Raw genomic sequence first — 14811 nt, forward strand, 5'->3', positions numbered from 1 at the left:
CATGCGTTCCATCCTTCTTGCTACTCTTCTGATTTTGCTGCCAATCGCTGCCCATGCCGAGACTTTTGAAGTAAAAATGTTGAACGGTAACGCGACCGGCGGCATGGCTTTTGAGCCGGATTTCCTGTCATTGAAGCCCGGCGACAAGGTGAAGTTCCTGGCGACGCAGCGGGGACACAATGCAGCGACGATCAAGGATTTTCTGCCGGAAGGAGCAACTCCGTTCAAGGGAAAGATCAACCAGGAGATTGAAGTCACTTTCAATGAAGAGGGCTTCTACGGGATCATGTGTACGCCGCATTACGACATGGGGATGGTCATGATTGTCCGAGTTGGCGACGCTCCATTATCCGACATGAAGCTTCCGGATGACGTTCGTCCGGGGGCGGTGAAGCGTTTCAAGCATATAGTTGAAAGAAATCAGTGATACCGCATTTGAATTGACGAGGTCGGCGGTTCATGCCTTTCAAGAGCTCAAAAATAGGACACAGAAGCAGCTTGCCTTGAGAGCATTGCACATCGCGACCTATAGCGTTATATGTAGGTACGTTCCTACAGGGAGGCGCATATGGGCACCATCAGGTTGACCAGCCGCGAATTGAATCACGATGTCGGCAGAGCAAAGAAGGCTGCGGAGGCTGGACCTGTCGTTATTACTGATCGAGGCAGACCGTCGCACGTGTTGATGACTTACGGCGAGTTTGAGCGCCTGACAGGTAAACGTCACAATCTTGTCGATGCTCTATCGATGCCTGGCTTATCGGTAATCGATTTCGATCCACCGCGATCGATCATAGCAATTCGCGAAGTTGATTTGTCTTGAAATATTTGCTCGATACGAACGTTGTCTCCGAGCTCCGGAAGGTCGGCGATGGTAAAGCTGATCCGAACGTAACGGCTTGGATAAGTGCGCAGGACTCCCGTGATCTGTACATTTCTGCGATAACAATTTTAGAGCTTGAACGGGGGATACTCAGCATCCAGCGCCGCGATATCGAGCAGGGCTCTCGCTTACGAAAGTGGATGGATAGCCGTGTGCGACCCGAGTTTGCTGCGCGTACCATATCAATCGATGATGAGGTTGCGACGCGATGTGCCCATCTACACATTCCAGATCGCCGCAATGAAGCTGATGCAATCATTGCGGCCACGGCGCTTGTTCATGGACTAGGGGTCGTGACGCGCAATGTCCAGGATTTCCAAGGAACAGGCGTTGTCCTCGTGAATCCCTGGCGTATTTAAGGTCAGAGCTGCAGGAGCCTTGAAATCATCCGTGCGAGGTGGACTGGAAAATGCGCGGGTCCATGGTTCATATCTCTTCAAGACCGAGAAGGCGCGCTACAAAGTTCCGCTTCTTGCTCACGGCACGGGTTGAGAAGTGCAATCATTTCTGTCAAATTGATATCACGAGAAGAATAAAGGTAGGATCGGATTTATGGCGGCGGTGACCATTCGAAACATCTCTGATGAAACGCATCGGGCGCTACGCGCAAGAGCAGCTTACCACGGTCGCAGTACCGAGGCCGAAATTCGGGACATTCTTGAAGCCGCTGTTCGTCCAACTGGACGTGTGAAACTCGGATCATTGCTCGCTGCTATTGGCCGTGATGCCGAATTGTCAAACAGTGACGTTGAAGCGCTGCAACAACAGCGCGATAGGGCGCCGGCAGAACCGATAACTTTCGAATGATCTTACTGGACACTAATGTAATATCTGAACCTTGGAAGCCGGCTCCTGATCCTGCTGTGCTGACTTGGCTGGATGCACAAGCCATCGAGACGTTGTTCATTTCCGCGATTTCAATTGCCGAACTGCGTTTCGGGATTGCCTCAATGCCCTCAGGGAAGCGTCAGGCAATTCTCGACGAACGCCTTGAAGGTGAGGTTCTTCCGCTCTTTGACGGGCGCATTCTGCCCTTTAGCATAGGTACCTCGCAATTCTACGCGGAGTTGATGGCGGGCGGTCGAACATCCGGAAAGGCGATCGGGAAGGCTGATGGATACATTGCTGCTACAGCAGCAGAAAACCGTCTCGCGGTGGCAACTCGAGATACAAGCCCATTCGAGGCAGCCGGATTGAGAATCATCAATCCTTGGGCCGTTTAAGCCGTCAGAATTGCAAGTCGCTCGTCCGAGTCTCATCAAGAGCTTAACTTTTGCGAGTGGTTTAGATCGTGGTCGTACGAAGGGGATTGATAATTTCGATTCCCTGAAAATCTCTCTCATTATCGGTGACAACGATGCAGCTGTTGGATTTCGCAATGGCAGCAACGATTGTGTCCAAGGCACTCCGAGGGCGGCCCGTCGCCTTTCCGTGTGCCATTAGCTCGCCCCAGATCAGAGCTGCCTTTTCGTCGAACGCAAGGATGCGACCAGCAAAGAGCGATTGCAGCCCTTCATTGCCGGCAAACCAGGCTTCGAGAGCGGCTCGTTTCTTTCCCGCTGGCTTTTCCAAAATTCCTCGGTGTATCTCCGCGACAGTAGGCGAAGCGATGAACAAATCATCGTCGGATTGCTCGGCCATCCATGCCATCAGTGACGTCAAAGGCCCTGGTTTGGTGATATTGCTGAGAATGTTGGTGTCGAGCAAATAGCGCATCACAAATCTATCTCGCGACCTTCCTCGCGTGAACGGGCGGTGTCGAGATCGGCTCCAACCATCGGCGATCGGCGGAGAGCTGCGAGAATACCACCCTTTTTAGGCGGCTCACCAGCAAGCGTTTCGTTGACGACGGCACGGAGATTAGCTGCTTCCGGGCCATCTTCGGCCAATTTGCGAGCCAGTGATCTAATTAAGCTGCGATCGCTGTCGCGCCCAAGTACCTCAAAACGAGCGAGGCCGCGGTCGCCCAAGCGGCTTCTGTAGTTCTGAATTGCGCGTGTCTGAGAGCTGGCCATCGGATCCTCCAGATATTTCCAGTGATATAGCCAGACGCGTTGGTCTCTGCAAGGCATCTGGAGATAGGATGGTTGGGCCCGGCTGTTTCGCCGCATAATCACAATCGTGGGCCGTCGGTTCGAATCCTATCAAGACCTTGGTCTCCCTGCCGGAACGCATCTGTTGTGGTGACACCCAGCCACAGACAAGTCAGCGCGGCTGGGTGTTACTGGCTTATGCCAGAAATTCGATCAGATCTTTGTTCAGGCGCTCGGGCGCCGTCGCGAACAGGCCGTGCGGCTCGCCATCGTACTCGATAATCGTCGCACCGGAGATGCCACCGGCGGCAGCACGGCCGGACGGATCAATTGGAACGGTCTTGTCGGACGTTCCGTGAATGACGAGGGTCGGGATTGTGAACGCCGGCAGGTCTGGCCTGAAGTCGGTCCGGCCGAAGGTGTCGATGCAGTCGATCGTCGCTTTCGGACTGGCCATGACGCCGAGAACGAATGACCAGTCGAGTATACCCTGACTGACTGGCTTGCTGACGAGACCAACGCCATAGAACGTCTTGGCGAAGCTTTGCAGGAAAGCAAACCGGTCCTCGCGGACCTGTTTCTTCATCTCGGCGAATACGCTCGCATCGACGCCATCCGGATTGGACGTATCCTTCAGCAGATACGGCACGACAGAGGAGACCAAGACGGCCTTTGATACCCGGCCCGCTCCGTGGCGCGACAGATATCGGGCGATTTCGCCACCGCCCATGGAAAAGCCGACCAGGTGGGCCTTATCAATCTTAAGGTCTTCGAGCACGGCACTCAAGTCGTCTGCGAATACGTCGTAGTCGTAACCATCGGCCGGATGGCCCGACTGGCCAAAACCGCGGCGATCATAGGTGATCACCCGATACCCGGCCTCCAGAAGCGCCAGCGTCTGGTATTCGAACATGTCGCCGGTCAACGGCCAGCCGTGGATGAGTACGACAGGGTGACCCTTCCCCATATCTTTGACGTGGATCTGGGTGCCGTCCTTCGCTTCGATAAATGCCATGGTGGTCTCCTCGGTTTCTCGACGCAGACTAACCGGGCACGGCGGCAATGGTTCCGACTCCAAACCCTTGCCTACTTTATCGCGGAGCGCCGGAAATCAGCGACCGGAACAATATTGCCTGTGAAGCGGTTTGCCCTGTCCAACCCATAAGAAGGAGGAAACACAATGGACCATACCAATCACGTTCGCCTTGCCCCGACCGAACTCACTCCAGCCATCCTTGAAGGTGCCACGATCTACGGCGCTGACGACCACAAGGTCGGAAAGCTGGATCATGTCCACGGCGTAGGCGCCGCGGAACAGGCGGTCATCGATGTCGGCGGCTTCCTCGGCATCGGCGCCAAGCCGGTGGCTGTGCCTTTGTCTGACCTGCAGTTCATGCGCGACGAGGACGGCGACGTCCATGCCGTGACGAGCTGGACGAAGGATCAGCTAAAGGACATGCCCGAACACAAACACTGACATAAGATAGCCCGGCGTTCGTGCCGGGCTTTTCACATGCCGCGCAAGCGGCGTGCCGGCAGCAGCAGAGGAACGAGCCATGACGACCGACCCGACCACCACCTATCCCAAGCCGCCCTTCAACAGGCAGACGCAGCCGTTTCCGGGCCTTGCAGGTGAGATGAACCCAACGCCCGATCATGGCGAGGAATCCTACGTCGGCTCCGGCCGGCTGACAGGCAGGAAGGCGCTGATCACCGGCGGGGATTCAGGGATGGGCCGGGCCGCGGCGATCGCCTTTGCCCGAGAGGGGGCGGATGTCGCCATCAACTATCTGCCAGTCGAAGAGGCCGACGCCCAGGAAGTCATCGCTCTCATCAAGAAGGAAGGGCGCATTGGCGTAGCGCTGCCGGGAGACCTGCGTGACGAGGCTTTTTGCCAGAAGCTGATCGAGGATGCGGCCGCAGCTCTCGGTGGTTTGGATACTCTGGTCAACAATGCCGGCCGGCAGCAACAGGCTCAGTCGATCGCAGACATCACCTCCGACGCGTTCGATGCAAAGATGAAAACGAACATCTACGCACTGTTCTGGCTGACCAAGGCGGCGGTAAAACAGATGAATCCCGGATCGGTGATTATCCAGACCACGTCCGAACAGGCCTATGACCCCTCGGCCAACCTCGTGGACTATGCGATGACCAAGGCGGCCGGGATGAATTTTACGAAATCGATGGCGAAACAGCTCGGCCCGAAAGGCATCCGGGTGAACGGCGTCGCACCGGGCCCAATCTGGACGCCGTTGCAGGTGGCCGGTGGCGCGACCATGGAAAAACTGCAGGGCTTTGGAGGCGACACTCCGATGGGCCGCCCCGGTCAGCCGGCAGAGCTGGCTTCGATCTATGTTCAGCTCGCCGATCCGAAGGCAAGTTATGCCAACGGACAGGTCTATGGCGCCGCCGGCGGTGGCGGCCAACCGTGATAGAAAACTGTCGTCGAGAACGCTTAGCCTCGTGCGTGTAAAACAATAGATCAATCACGGCCTGGTGACGCGAGGCGCATGGGAACGTTGGGTCCTTTGCCTCGTTACTCCCGCTCATTGGCCGCTGGTTATGGCGGCGTAGCTGTGGAGTCATCGAATGACCGACAAGAATGGTGAGACAGGTCGCGACCTGCCGAAAACGTGGTCTGCCAATCACTCCGGGGGTGTCGCCGGGTCTGCGAAGCAAGCAAAAGACGATAAGGGATCGACGGCGCCTCGGGATGAAGGGATTCGTCCAGAGAACCTCGATACAGAAAATGACCAAGGCGCCGCATGAGAGCGCCGTGAAATGCTAATTGTCCATCACCTCAACAACAGCCGCTCGCAACGTGTTCTCTGGATGCTTGAGGAGCTCGGCCTCGGCTACGAGATCCATTCTTACAAACGCCGGCCGGACATGAGCGCTCCAGACGAGCTGAGGCGGATCCATCCACTCGGCAAGTCACCGATTGTCGAACATCTCGATGCCAACGGCCATCGCGTCGTTCTCGTCGAGACTGGTGCGATCTGCGAGTATCTCGTCGACCTTTCTGCGGGAAGGCTTGGCCCTGCTGGCAGGGATAACCTGCTTCGCTACCGACAATTCTCGCACTACGCCGAGGGGTCGGTGATGCCCGTCCTTTTTGCCCTGCTTGTCGTGTCGAAGGTTCCGCTGCTCGGGAGATTAGCGGTCAAAAAGGTTCGCCCGATGCTCGACGTTCACTTGGACTATATCGAGTCAGAACTTGCGGCCAGGCAGTGGTTTGCCGGCGATGAGTTCACGGCAGCCGATGTCATGATGAGCTTCCCGCTCGAAGCGGCGCGGTCACGGGCGGGCCTTGATGCATCCCGCCCTGCGACGATCGCCTGGCTTGAACGAATTCATGCTCGGCCAGCCTATAGGAGGGCCCTGGGAATGGGCGGTGCCTACCGTTTCGCAACCTGAAAACGTCACGACGGCGGGATGACCAATCTCGTCGGCATATGTTCTCCTCGTCTGGTGCGGTTTGGATTGCCGCGGGAATGCCACAGTGCCAGAGGATCGACCTACTCGGAATTCACGTGCGGTTCTTCGAAACGGCAAAATCCATTTATCGGTCCATAAATTTGCATTACCTTGTGGAACGCAAACAGACCTTGGTCGTTATTGCGTCCGGGCTAGCCGACAGGTCTGCAGGTGACCCGTCCGGGTTGTTGGTTTGAGGTTGAACAGCGCAATCCCAAACGGAGCGGGCTGGAGCGCAAGAATGACGGAACCAGGTGTCTAATTGGAATCACGCAGAATACTGAATGTCCTAATCGTCGAGGATGAGGCACTCATCCGCATGGATGTCGCCGATTTCGTCTCCGAGGAAGATATTTGCCCCATTGAGGCTGGAAGCGCTGACGAAGCGCTCAAGATCCTTGAGGATCGAAATGACATCGATGTGGTCTTCACCGACGTCAATATGCCCGGTTCGATGACCGGTCTTGAGCTCGCCGGCATCATCAACAACCGCTGGCCCAAGATCGGGATCATCGTGACATCCGGCATGGTTCGTCCCACCCGCGCTGCACTCGGGCAGGCCGGGTTTATCGAAAAGCCTTACGACATTTCCCGCGTGAGTGCGTTCTTCAAGCTGTTTGCAACTGCTTGATCTCTATCCGCGCGAATGCCCTGATACTCAGGGGCTCCAAAGCTGTGTCAGTTATTGACACAGCTCGCGGGATTTGCGACGAGATGGTATGATTACACGGCTGTCGCGCAACGTCTCGCTCACCTCGGAACTCGAAGGTTTCATCAACGATCAGCTGGAATCTGGTGACTACGCCAATGCCAGCGAGGTGGTTCGCGCGGCGCTGCGTCAGCTGCGCGACGGTGGGCAGGAATCCGCACGATATCCAGCGGTCTGGCCGATCGGCGGCGGCGAATGTGGTCAATTGATCAGAGGTATCGACTGGGCATCGACCGACCTCGGTGCGATCGAGACCTGGTCAGTGGAGCTGAGAACCACTGTCGCCAACGTCGTCAATTCTCCCGTTGCCAAAGTCCTGATGTGGGACAAGAGCAATGTGATGATCTACAATGATCGTTACAGCGAAATCGCCGGAAGCAAGCACCCCGCGGCGATGGGTACAAAGGTCTCCGAGACCTGGTCCGAGATCTGGGACTGGAACCGCGACATGCTCGAAGCGGGCTTTCGCGGTGAGCTTCGGGCATATCACGACCAGCCGATGACTCTCTTTCGCGATGGCGTTGCAAAAGAGTTCATGTTCGATCTCTTCTATACGCCGGTCTATGAGGCCGACGGGAAGATTGCCGGCGTGCTTTGCACGGTTGTCGATAACAGTGATCGCGTGGCGATGAAGCAGAAGGTTGCGGCGCGCGAAGCGGAGCTTCGGCGCGTCACCGATGCTATCCCAATGCTGATTTCCTATGTCGACCAGGATCATGTCTATGGTTTCGCCAACGCGGCCTACCAGGACTGGTTCGGCATGGCGCCTGAGATGATGATCGGGCGCCCCGTCCGCGATGTGATCGGCGAAGCAGCCTATGAGGATCGCCGACAATCGATTGCGCGCGGCCTCGCCGGCGAGACATTCTCCTCAGAAACAACACTGCCGCACAAGGATGGTCGGCCGCGCCGTATGGAAATCCGCTACGTTCCGAGCGTCGAGCCGGACGGGTCGATACCAGGCGTTTACATCCTCGGCATCGATGTCGGTGAGCGAGCCGAGCGTGAGGCAGCTGTTTCCCTGAGCAATGGCCGTTTCCGCACCGCTATGGATGCCGTCCATGGTGTTTTGTGGACTAACAGCGCCGATGGGCAGATGTTGGGTGAACAGCATGGCTGGGAAGCCCTGACTGGTCAGACCGCGGCAGAGTATCAAGGCTACGGTTGGGCAACGGCCGTGCATCCCGACGATGTCGCTGGCACAATCGATGCCTGGAAAGAAGCGGTAGCCTACAAATCTATGTTCGTTCACGAGCACCGCGTGCGTCGCCATGATGGCGAATGGCGCCACTTCGCGATCAAGGGGTTGCCGACCCTGGGAGCGGACGGCGAAATCCTGGAATGGGTCGGCGTTCACACCGATATTACCCATCAGCGCGCCGCGGAAGAAGCGCTGCGCGAGCATGCCGAAGCCCTGTCACGGCAGGTGCGCCACCGCGAGCGCGCCGAAGAGCAGCTCCGGCATCTGAATGAAAACCTCGAGGCCAGGGTAATTTCCGAAATCGGTGAGCGCCGCCAAGCGGAAGCCAAGCTTGCGCAGGCGCAAAAGCTCGAAACCGTCGGCAAGCTGACTGGCGGCGTGGCCCACGACTTCAACAATCTGCTGCAGGTCGTCTCGGGCAACCTGCAGCTCCTCGCGCGTGAAACGGAAGGCAACGACCGTGCGCAAACGAGGATCAAGAATGCCATGGCCGGCGTGTCGCGGGGCTCGAAGCTTGCCAGCCAGTTGCTGGCCTTTGGCCGTCGCCAGGCGCTTGCCCCGAAAGTCGTTAATGCCAGTCGGTTCGTTCGCGACATGGACGATATGATCCGCCGGGCAATCGGTGAGGCGATCGAGGTCGAGACGATCGTCGGCGGTGGTCTTTGGAACACGTTCATCGATCCGACCCAGGTCGAAAACGCGCTTCTCAACCTTGCCATCAATGCCCGCGACGCGATGGACGGCCGCGGCAAGCTGACGATCGAGCTTGCCAATACCTATCTCGATGACGCCTATGCCCGCAATCATGATGAGGTGACGGCCGGTCAGTATGTCATGCTGGCGGTCACCGATACCGGATCCGGTATGGATCCCGAGATCATCGACAAGGTGTTCGAGCCGTTCTTCTCGACCAAGGGAGAGGGGAAGGGATCGGGCCTTGGCCTGTCGATGGTCTACGGCTTCGTCAAGCAGTCCGGCGGCCATGTGAAGATTTATTCCGAGGTCGGCCACGGCACGACGATCAAGCTTTATCTGCCGCGTGCCCATGAGGCCGAAGATGTCGAGGTCGAGATCGACAACGGCCCGATCACCGGTGGTACTGAAACCGTTCTCGTCGTCGAGGATGATGCTGAGGTTCGTGAAACCGTGATCGCGCTTCTGGCGGACCTCGGATACCGCACCCTGAAAGCTGTTGATGCGGCAAGTGCTCTGACGGTGATCGATAGCGGCATCCCGATCGATCTGCTCTTCACCGACGTCGTGATGCCGGGCACGTTGAAAAGCCCGGAGCTCGCCCGAAAAGCAAAAGAGCGCCTGCCGGACATCGCGGTGCTGTTCACGTCTGGTTATACGGAAAATTCGATCGTGCATGGCGGCAAGCTGGATGCAGGCGTCGAGCTCCTGTCAAAACCCTATACACGCGAGGCTCTGGCCCGGAAATTCCGGCACGTGCTCGCCAACCAGAAGCAGCGAAACACGGCGAAAGCATCAAAGCCCAGTTCTGCTTCAATTGAGCAGACGCAGAGATTGCCGATCACACCAGACGGCACAATCCGGGCCGAAGACCTGGTCGCCAATGAACGGCACACGGTCCTGCTGGTCGAAGACGATCAACTGATCCGGATGAACACGGCCGACATGCTGCAGGATGCGGGCTTCATTGTCATCGAGGCGGGAAGCGCCGAGGAGGCGATGGCGGCACTCCAGACAGCGCCTGTCGATATTCTGCTGACGGACCTTAATCTTCCAGGTGCCTCAGGCGCGGATCTCGCTGCAGAAGCAAGGACGCTGCGCCCATCAGCGCTGATCGTCTATGCAACCGGCGACCCGAGTGCAGTCAAGTCAGAGCAGGATGTGATCATCCTGTCCAAACCCTATGATGGTGATGCGCTCGCCGCCCTGCTGTCCGAGAAGCTCGGCCTGACGCGTCAGGCTGGCGCAGTCGCGCAGAAGAATAGAAGCGAAAGTTCTTGAAATGCCGGATTACAGTTCGCCCCGTTGTCGGTCAGGGACCGATCAGTCTGGATAACGCGCTATGAAATTTGAAGATAGTGAGCAGGACCCTTCGCAATCCTCTGATATGGAGATAGGGCAACCTGTTGCCGCTGATGAGCCGGACAATGCCGCAATCGTTCCGCAACCGGCAGAGATCGTCGGCCGACAAGCGGCGGTGGTGCACGAGTTTCAGGCGGATATCGATGCGATCAACAGCATTGGCTCCGTTCCAATCATCTTGAACGTGATCAGCCAGTCGACTGGAATGCGGTTCGTGGCAATTGCTCGAGTGACCGAAGGACGATGGATTGCCTGCCGGACACTGGATGGCATCGAATTTGGTCTTGAGGCCGGCGGCGAGCTTGAGGTCGAGACCACGATTTGTCATGAAATCCAGCAATCGAGAACACCTGTTGCCATCGATGAGGTCGGTGCAGACGACCAGTGGCGGACACACCACACGCCTTTGAAATATGGCTTCCAAAGCTACATCTCCATGCCGATCATCCTGAGAGACGGCAGCTTTTTCGGCACGCTTTGCGCGCTCGACCCAGAACCGGCAAAGGTCGACAACGACCGTGTGCTCGGCATGTTCAGGCTGTTTTCTGAACTCATTGCACACAATCTTGGTGCCCGCGGCGATCTTGTCGAGACTCAAGCCAAGCTGAAGGACGAGCTTGAAACCTCCGAACTTCGCGATCAGTTTGTCGCCGTACTCGGCCACGATCTCAGAAACCCGCTGGCTTCGGTGAAAGCCGGTATCCGTCAGCTTGCCAAGAATGCCGACACCCGGACAAAAACCATCGTCGATCTGATGAATGCCAGCGCGGACCGGATGGGAAACATCATCGACAACGTCCTCGATTTCGCACGCGGACGTCTGGGTGGAGGGCTTGGACTCGACATCGATACGAGGGATCTGGTGCCGACGCTTGCTCAGATCATCGACGAGCATCGGATGTCCTGGCCCAATCGCGAAATCGTCGCAAATTTGCAGGGGCCGATCGAGCTGGCCGTCGATCACGCGCGGATCGGGCAGATGTTCTCCAACCTGCTGGGCAATGCAATGACCCATGGCGATCCGGCCGGCGCGGTTATCATAACAGCCAAGGAAACACCGGAGGGGTTTTTGCTTTCGACTGCAAATGGCGGCGAGCCGATCCCGCAAGATGCGATGTCACAGCTGTTTCGCCCGTTTAAACGACGAGGCGGTACCAATGCGGAGGGCTTGGGTCTTGGCCTTTACATCGCAGCGCAGATCGCTGAGGCACACCACGGAAAGCTTGAGGTCACGTCGACACAGGAAAAGACGAGGTTCATCTTCTCATTGCCGATGTGCAAATGAAGGCGCCGCGCTTGTCCTGACCCCTATCTGGCAGAGCTTCCGATGAGTTGCTTCGCCATTTCGACGACCATTTCCGGTCCGCAGGGCTTGCTCAAGATAGCGATATGCCGGAACCCTTCCGGCAGGCCTTCCTTGTCGTAACCGGTCGCGAAAGCAAACGGAATGCGACGGTCGGTCAACGCAACTGCGATCGGCCCCACTGGCCGCCCGTGAAGGTTGGCATCCACCAAGGCTGCTTCAAAATTCCCGGTGGCGATGAGATGACAGGCATCCTCGATTGATGCGACTGGTCCTTCAACATGCGCGCCCGCCTCCTCAAGCGCCGAGACGATGTCGAGGCCAATCAGCGGCTCATCTTCAATGATGAGAATTCGCTTGCCTTTGAGATCCGTAAATGCTTCGGGTGCAATGCTTTTTGGTTCGGTGGAGGTCGGTGCCATCGCATCGCTCCTTCTCGATGAGTTGCAGCTGTATGGCAATTTGACGGTCCAGCGGACCCCATCAACTTCGGGTAACATGTTGGCTTCGCCACCCTGTCCTCTGGCACTTTGTGTAATCAGGGTCGTTCCAAATCCCTGCGCCGACGACGGCTCGACGATGGGCCCGCCTAATTCCTTCCAATCGATGGAAAGCGCGCCATCCGCGGTCGACCAGTTGACAGTAACCATACCTGTCGGGGTCGACAGTGCGCCATATTTTGTGGCGTTGGTTCCCAGTTCATGGGCGATGAGCGCAACGTGAAGCGCCATTTGGGGATCGAGCCGGACGGCGGGGCCAGAGAGGCCGAGGCGCGCGTCGTCGGCACCACCGGTGGAGACTTGAGCGACGATGAGATCACGGAGATCGGCGCCCTCCCAGCTTTTTGCGCTGAGCAGATCGTGAATGCGAGCAAGCGCCTGCACGCGACCGCCAAATTTTCTGGAAAACTCCTTGGGATCGCTCGTCGAGGCTAGTGTACGGCTCGCCATCGCCTGCACCACGGCGAGCGTGTTCTTGACCCGGTGATTGAGCTCGTTGAGCAGCAGTTTCTGGGTCGCAGCGGCGCGCTTGCGCTCGATCAGGTCCGCGGCTGGTCGCGCAATCAGATCGAGCATGCGAAGCTCGCGTTCGGTCGGCCGATGCGGTCTGCCCCAGTGCGTCGAGATCATACCCACGAGCTTACCGCTGCGCGTAATCAGCGGCGTGCTCTGGCCAGCCTGGATACCTCCGCGAAGAAGGATGTCGCGGTCCGGGGTGCCGGCCATGAATGAACAGGTCGCGACTTCTTCTGCAATAGCCCGCTTTCCAGTCCGCAACACCTGACCGCAGGTGCAACCGGAATCACCGCGCACCCATTTCCAATAGGCCTTGCCGTTTTCGTCCAGTCCGACGGAGGCAAGCATTTCGAGTTCGCCCGCCGCGCCGCGCTCTGGGTGGAAAAACTGGACGGTGCAGACATCCGAATGCATGATTTTGGCGGCCGCCGAGACCAGCTTCTCGTAAATAGCAGCCTCGTTGTCCTCATCCGTCAATGCGACGCTGACTTCTCGGAGAAGCTCGCTATCTCTGAGCTCGCGTTCTAGTTTTGACTGCGTCTCCAGCAAGGCTTTCTCTACATGCCTGCGCTCTTCCGTTTCCAGATGTCGCGACATGATGATCGCGGCGGTTTGGGTCATCAGGCCGATCCGCTCGACATCGTTGGCAGTGGCTAAACGCGGCTCTGTCCAGTAGATCGCCAAGGCACCAATACAATTCCCGCTTCTTGCGCGGATGGGAAAACTCCAACAGGCGCGGTAGCTCCATTTATCTGCGAGTGCGATCCACGGCTGCCACCGCGGTTCTATCCGCACATCAGTTGTCAGCACCGGTTCTCCGATGTGAATGGCCAAGCCGCAAGCGAGCGTCTCCGGGCCGATGCGGACACCATCGACTTCACGCGCATACTCGTTTGGCATTCCAACCACGTGGTGAAGCGTCTTGCCGCTGGCATCGGCAAGATAGAAAGCGCCTCTCGCACTCGATCCCAACGCGGTTGTCGTGATCTCCACGAGTACGCCGAGGGAAACCGCGATCGGGGCATCGCCTAGTGCCAGCTCGAAGGCTTGCCGCTGTCCGGATATCCAGGTTTCACGGTCGAGCATCTCTTCGAGGCTGCGCTGAGCACCTGGAAGAAAGGTGACGTTTGAGGCAGATGAAACGGTAACGGACGGGTCCGAGAGATTTTGCTGTAACAACTGGGCGCCTCGACAACGCGAAGCGTTGCCCGTTGGAGTATTACTGGATCTTAAAATAGAGCGTTGCCGTGGGTTTGGCAAATCACGTTGGAATAGGAACCCGGCCAGGTCTCGCGGGTTCAACTCCTAAGACAAAAAAGGAGATCGTCATGACCCTCAAGGCAGTCGCATTCAACGGAACGCTCAAATCGTCCGGTGGCGAGCCTTCCTCCACCGATCGTCTGCTTGGGCTGATCGCCGATGGTCTGAAAGGGCATGATGTTGAAATCGAGGTCATCCGGCTGGCCGACCACAATATTCTGCCGGGCGTCAGTTCGGACGAAGGGGCGGGGGACGCTTGGCCGCGTATCCGCCAGAAGGTGCTGGAGGCGGACATTCTAATAGTCGGTACGCCGATCTGGATGGGCCAAACTTCATCGATCACCAAGCGTGCGCTTGAGCGTATGGATGCATTCCTTTCGGAAACCGACGATCAGGGGAGGATGTTATCTTACGGCCGGGTAGCGGCAGTGGCAGTTGTCGGAAACGAGGACGGCGCCCACAATGTTTCTGCGGACGTCTATCAGGCGCTGAATGACGTTGGCTTTACAATCCCCGCCAATGCTGTTGCGTATTGGGTCGGGGAGGCAATGGGCAGCACGAACTTTGTCGATCTGAAAACCGTCCCAGATGCCGTTACTACCATGGTCGATATGCTTGTCAGGAACACGGTCCATCTGGCAGGTCTATTGAAGGAGAATGCCTATCCAAGCGACAAATCGTGAATTCGACTTCTGCTTTTGCCCGGCCATGCATCAAGGTGGCAACCGCTTGTTCCGCGTGGGCAAACTGCGTGACACTCCCTATATATTCCGAGATCAGTCCGTTGAGGTCGATCGGAGTGCAGCAATACTGCAGCCCATGGCGACAAGGATGAGATTTTGAATTTCTACACGCACATTCACTTCATGAC

At 57.4% G+C, this 14811-nt stretch carries 17 protein-coding genes; 13 read left to right on the plus strand and 4 right to left on the minus strand.

Annotated features, from left to right (window positions below; all coding sequences use genetic code 11):
- Window position 1: 1 nt before the first annotated feature.
- From AC0JZ4_RS21170 to AC0JZ4_RS21190, 5 genes are all read left to right on the plus strand, one after another.
- Window positions 2-427: a pseudoazurin gene (locus AC0JZ4_RS21170; RefSeq protein ID WP_471888458.1), complete on the plus strand. Its 426-nt coding sequence runs from the start codon at window positions 2-4 to the stop codon at window positions 425-427.
- Between the two features lie 141 nt (window positions 428-568).
- Window positions 569-823, plus strand: a complete 255-nt coding sequence (locus AC0JZ4_RS21175; protein ID WP_471888459.1) for a type II toxin-antitoxin system prevent-host-death family antitoxin — start codon at window positions 569-571, stop codon at window positions 821-823.
- Complete coding sequence (locus AC0JZ4_RS21180) at window positions 820-1242, plus strand: PIN domain-containing protein (protein ID WP_471888460.1); 423 nt, start codon at window positions 820-822, stop codon at window positions 1240-1242. Before AC0JZ4_RS21175 ends, AC0JZ4_RS21180 begins: the two co-directional genes overlap by 4 nt.
- A 193-nt stretch (window positions 1243-1435) precedes the next feature.
- Window positions 1436-1690, plus strand: coding sequence for a FitA-like ribbon-helix-helix domain-containing protein (locus tag AC0JZ4_RS21185; protein WP_471888461.1), 255 nt, complete (start codon window positions 1436-1438; stop codon window positions 1688-1690).
- Window positions 1687-2106: a PIN domain-containing protein gene (locus tag AC0JZ4_RS21190; protein WP_471888462.1), complete on the plus strand. Its 420-nt coding sequence runs from the start codon at window positions 1687-1689 to the stop codon at window positions 2104-2106. Before AC0JZ4_RS21185 ends, AC0JZ4_RS21190 begins: the two co-directional genes overlap by 4 nt.
- A 61-nt stretch (window positions 2107-2167) precedes the next feature.
- Here AC0JZ4_RS21190 and AC0JZ4_RS21195 read toward each other — a convergent pair whose 3' ends face one another.
- The 3 genes from AC0JZ4_RS21195 to AC0JZ4_RS21205 form a co-directional block, all read right to left on the minus strand.
- Window positions 2168-2599 carry a PIN domain-containing protein gene (locus tag AC0JZ4_RS21195; RefSeq protein WP_471888463.1) on the minus strand — a complete coding sequence of 144 codons (432 nt, stop codon included), beginning with the start codon at window positions 2597-2599 and terminating at the stop codon, window positions 2168-2170.
- A complete protein-coding gene (locus AC0JZ4_RS21200; protein WP_471888464.1) occupies window positions 2599-2898 on the minus strand; it encodes a hypothetical protein in 300 nt (99 codons plus the stop codon). Before AC0JZ4_RS21200 ends, AC0JZ4_RS21195 begins: the two co-directional genes overlap by 1 nt.
- A 214-nt stretch (window positions 2899-3112) precedes the next feature.
- The gene (locus tag AC0JZ4_RS21205) at window positions 3113-3931 is read right to left on the minus strand and encodes an alpha/beta fold hydrolase (RefSeq protein WP_471888465.1); all 819 of its coding nucleotides are present in this window, start codon (window positions 3929-3931) and stop codon (window positions 3113-3115) included.
- Between the two features lie 165 nt (window positions 3932-4096).
- Between AC0JZ4_RS21205 and AC0JZ4_RS21210 the strand changes: the two genes are divergently transcribed.
- From AC0JZ4_RS21210 to AC0JZ4_RS21240, 7 genes are all read left to right on the plus strand, one after another.
- Complete coding sequence (locus AC0JZ4_RS21210; protein ID WP_471888466.1) at window positions 4097-4393, plus strand: PRC-barrel domain-containing protein; 297 nt, start codon at window positions 4097-4099, stop codon at window positions 4391-4393.
- 79 nt (window positions 4394-4472) lie between these two features.
- Window positions 4473-5351, plus strand: a complete 879-nt coding sequence (locus AC0JZ4_RS21215) for an SDR family oxidoreductase (RefSeq protein ID WP_471888467.1) — start codon at window positions 4473-4475, stop codon at window positions 5349-5351.
- A gap of 157 nt (window positions 5352-5508) precedes the next feature.
- Window positions 5509-5688: a hypothetical protein gene (locus AC0JZ4_RS21220; protein WP_471888468.1), complete on the plus strand. Its 180-nt coding sequence runs from the start codon at window positions 5509-5511 to the stop codon at window positions 5686-5688.
- Window positions 5689-5700: 12 nt separating this feature from the next.
- Window positions 5701-6336 (plus strand): glutathione S-transferase family protein, encoded by a 636-nt coding sequence (locus AC0JZ4_RS21225; protein ID WP_471888469.1) that lies wholly within the window; start codon window positions 5701-5703, stop codon window positions 6334-6336.
- A gap of 322 nt (window positions 6337-6658) precedes the next feature.
- Window positions 6659-7027: a response regulator transcription factor gene (locus tag AC0JZ4_RS21230; protein ID WP_471888470.1), complete on the plus strand. Its 369-nt coding sequence runs from the start codon at window positions 6659-6661 to the stop codon at window positions 7025-7027.
- Window positions 7028-7115: 88 nt separating this feature from the next.
- On the plus strand, window positions 7116-10280 hold the full coding sequence (locus AC0JZ4_RS21235; protein ID WP_471888471.1) for a type II toxin-antitoxin system ParD family antitoxin: 3165 nt from the start codon (window positions 7116-7118) through the stop codon (window positions 10278-10280).
- A 61-nt stretch (window positions 10281-10341) separates the two neighbouring features.
- Window positions 10342-11646 (plus strand): GAF domain-containing sensor histidine kinase, encoded by a 1305-nt coding sequence (locus tag AC0JZ4_RS21240; RefSeq protein ID WP_471888472.1) that lies wholly within the window; start codon window positions 10342-10344, stop codon window positions 11644-11646.
- Window positions 11647-11669: 23 nt separating this feature from the next.
- On the opposite strand, the gene AC0JZ4_RS21245 is transcribed toward AC0JZ4_RS21240, so the two are convergent.
- Window positions 11670-13859 (minus strand): GAF domain-containing protein, encoded by a 2190-nt coding sequence (locus AC0JZ4_RS21245; protein WP_471888473.1) that lies wholly within the window; start codon window positions 13857-13859, stop codon window positions 11670-11672.
- 149 nt (window positions 13860-14008) lie between these two features.
- Here AC0JZ4_RS21245 and AC0JZ4_RS21250 point away from each other — a divergent pair, with 149 nt between their 5' ends.
- Window positions 14009-14623 carry a flavodoxin family protein gene (locus AC0JZ4_RS21250; protein ID WP_471888474.1) on the plus strand — a complete coding sequence of 205 codons (615 nt, stop codon included), beginning with the start codon at window positions 14009-14011 and terminating at the stop codon, window positions 14621-14623.
- The last annotated feature ends 188 nt before the right edge of the window (window positions 14624-14811 follow it).

The sequence above is a fragment of the [Rhizobium] kunmingense genome, assembly GCF_977018605.1.

Excerpts from the sequence above, each read along its gene's own strand:
- AC0JZ4_RS21170 (WP_471888458.1), top strand. The coding sequence starts at position 2 with ATGCGTTCCATCCTTCTTGCTACTCTTCTGATTTTGCTGCCAATCGCT.
- AC0JZ4_RS21175 (WP_471888459.1), top strand. The coding sequence starts at position 569 with ATGGGCACCATCAGGTTGACCAGCCGCGAATTGAATCACGATGTCGGC.
- AC0JZ4_RS21185 (WP_471888461.1), top strand. The coding sequence starts at position 1,436 with ATGGCGGCGGTGACCATTCGAAACATCTCTGATGAAACGCATCGGGCG.
- AC0JZ4_RS21190 (WP_471888462.1), top strand. The coding sequence starts at position 1,687 with ATGATCTTACTGGACACTAATGTAATATCTGAACCTTGGAAGCCGGCT.
- AC0JZ4_RS21195 (WP_471888463.1), bottom strand. The coding sequence starts at position 2,599 with ATGCGCTATTTGCTCGACACCAACATTCTCAGCAATATCACCAAACCA.
- AC0JZ4_RS21200 (WP_471888464.1), bottom strand. The coding sequence starts at position 2,898 with ATGGCCAGCTCTCAGACACGCGCAATTCAGAACTACAGAAGCCGCTTG.
- AC0JZ4_RS21205 (WP_471888465.1), bottom strand. The coding sequence starts at position 3,931 with ATGGCATTTATCGAAGCGAAGGACGGCACCCAGATCCACGTCAAAGAT.
- AC0JZ4_RS21210 (WP_471888466.1), top strand. The coding sequence starts at position 4,097 with ATGGACCATACCAATCACGTTCGCCTTGCCCCGACCGAACTCACTCCA.
- AC0JZ4_RS21215 (WP_471888467.1), top strand. The coding sequence starts at position 4,473 with ATGACGACCGACCCGACCACCACCTATCCCAAGCCGCCCTTCAACAGG.
- AC0JZ4_RS21220 (WP_471888468.1), top strand. The coding sequence starts at position 5,509 with ATGACCGACAAGAATGGTGAGACAGGTCGCGACCTGCCGAAAACGTGG.
- AC0JZ4_RS21225 (WP_471888469.1), top strand. The coding sequence starts at position 5,701 with ATGCTAATTGTCCATCACCTCAACAACAGCCGCTCGCAACGTGTTCTC.
- AC0JZ4_RS21235 (WP_471888471.1), top strand. The coding sequence starts at position 7,116 with ATGATTACACGGCTGTCGCGCAACGTCTCGCTCACCTCGGAACTCGAA.
- AC0JZ4_RS21240 (WP_471888472.1), top strand. The coding sequence starts at position 10,342 with ATGAAATTTGAAGATAGTGAGCAGGACCCTTCGCAATCCTCTGATATG.
- AC0JZ4_RS21250 (WP_471888474.1), top strand. The coding sequence starts at position 14,009 with ATGACCCTCAAGGCAGTCGCATTCAACGGAACGCTCAAATCGTCCGGT.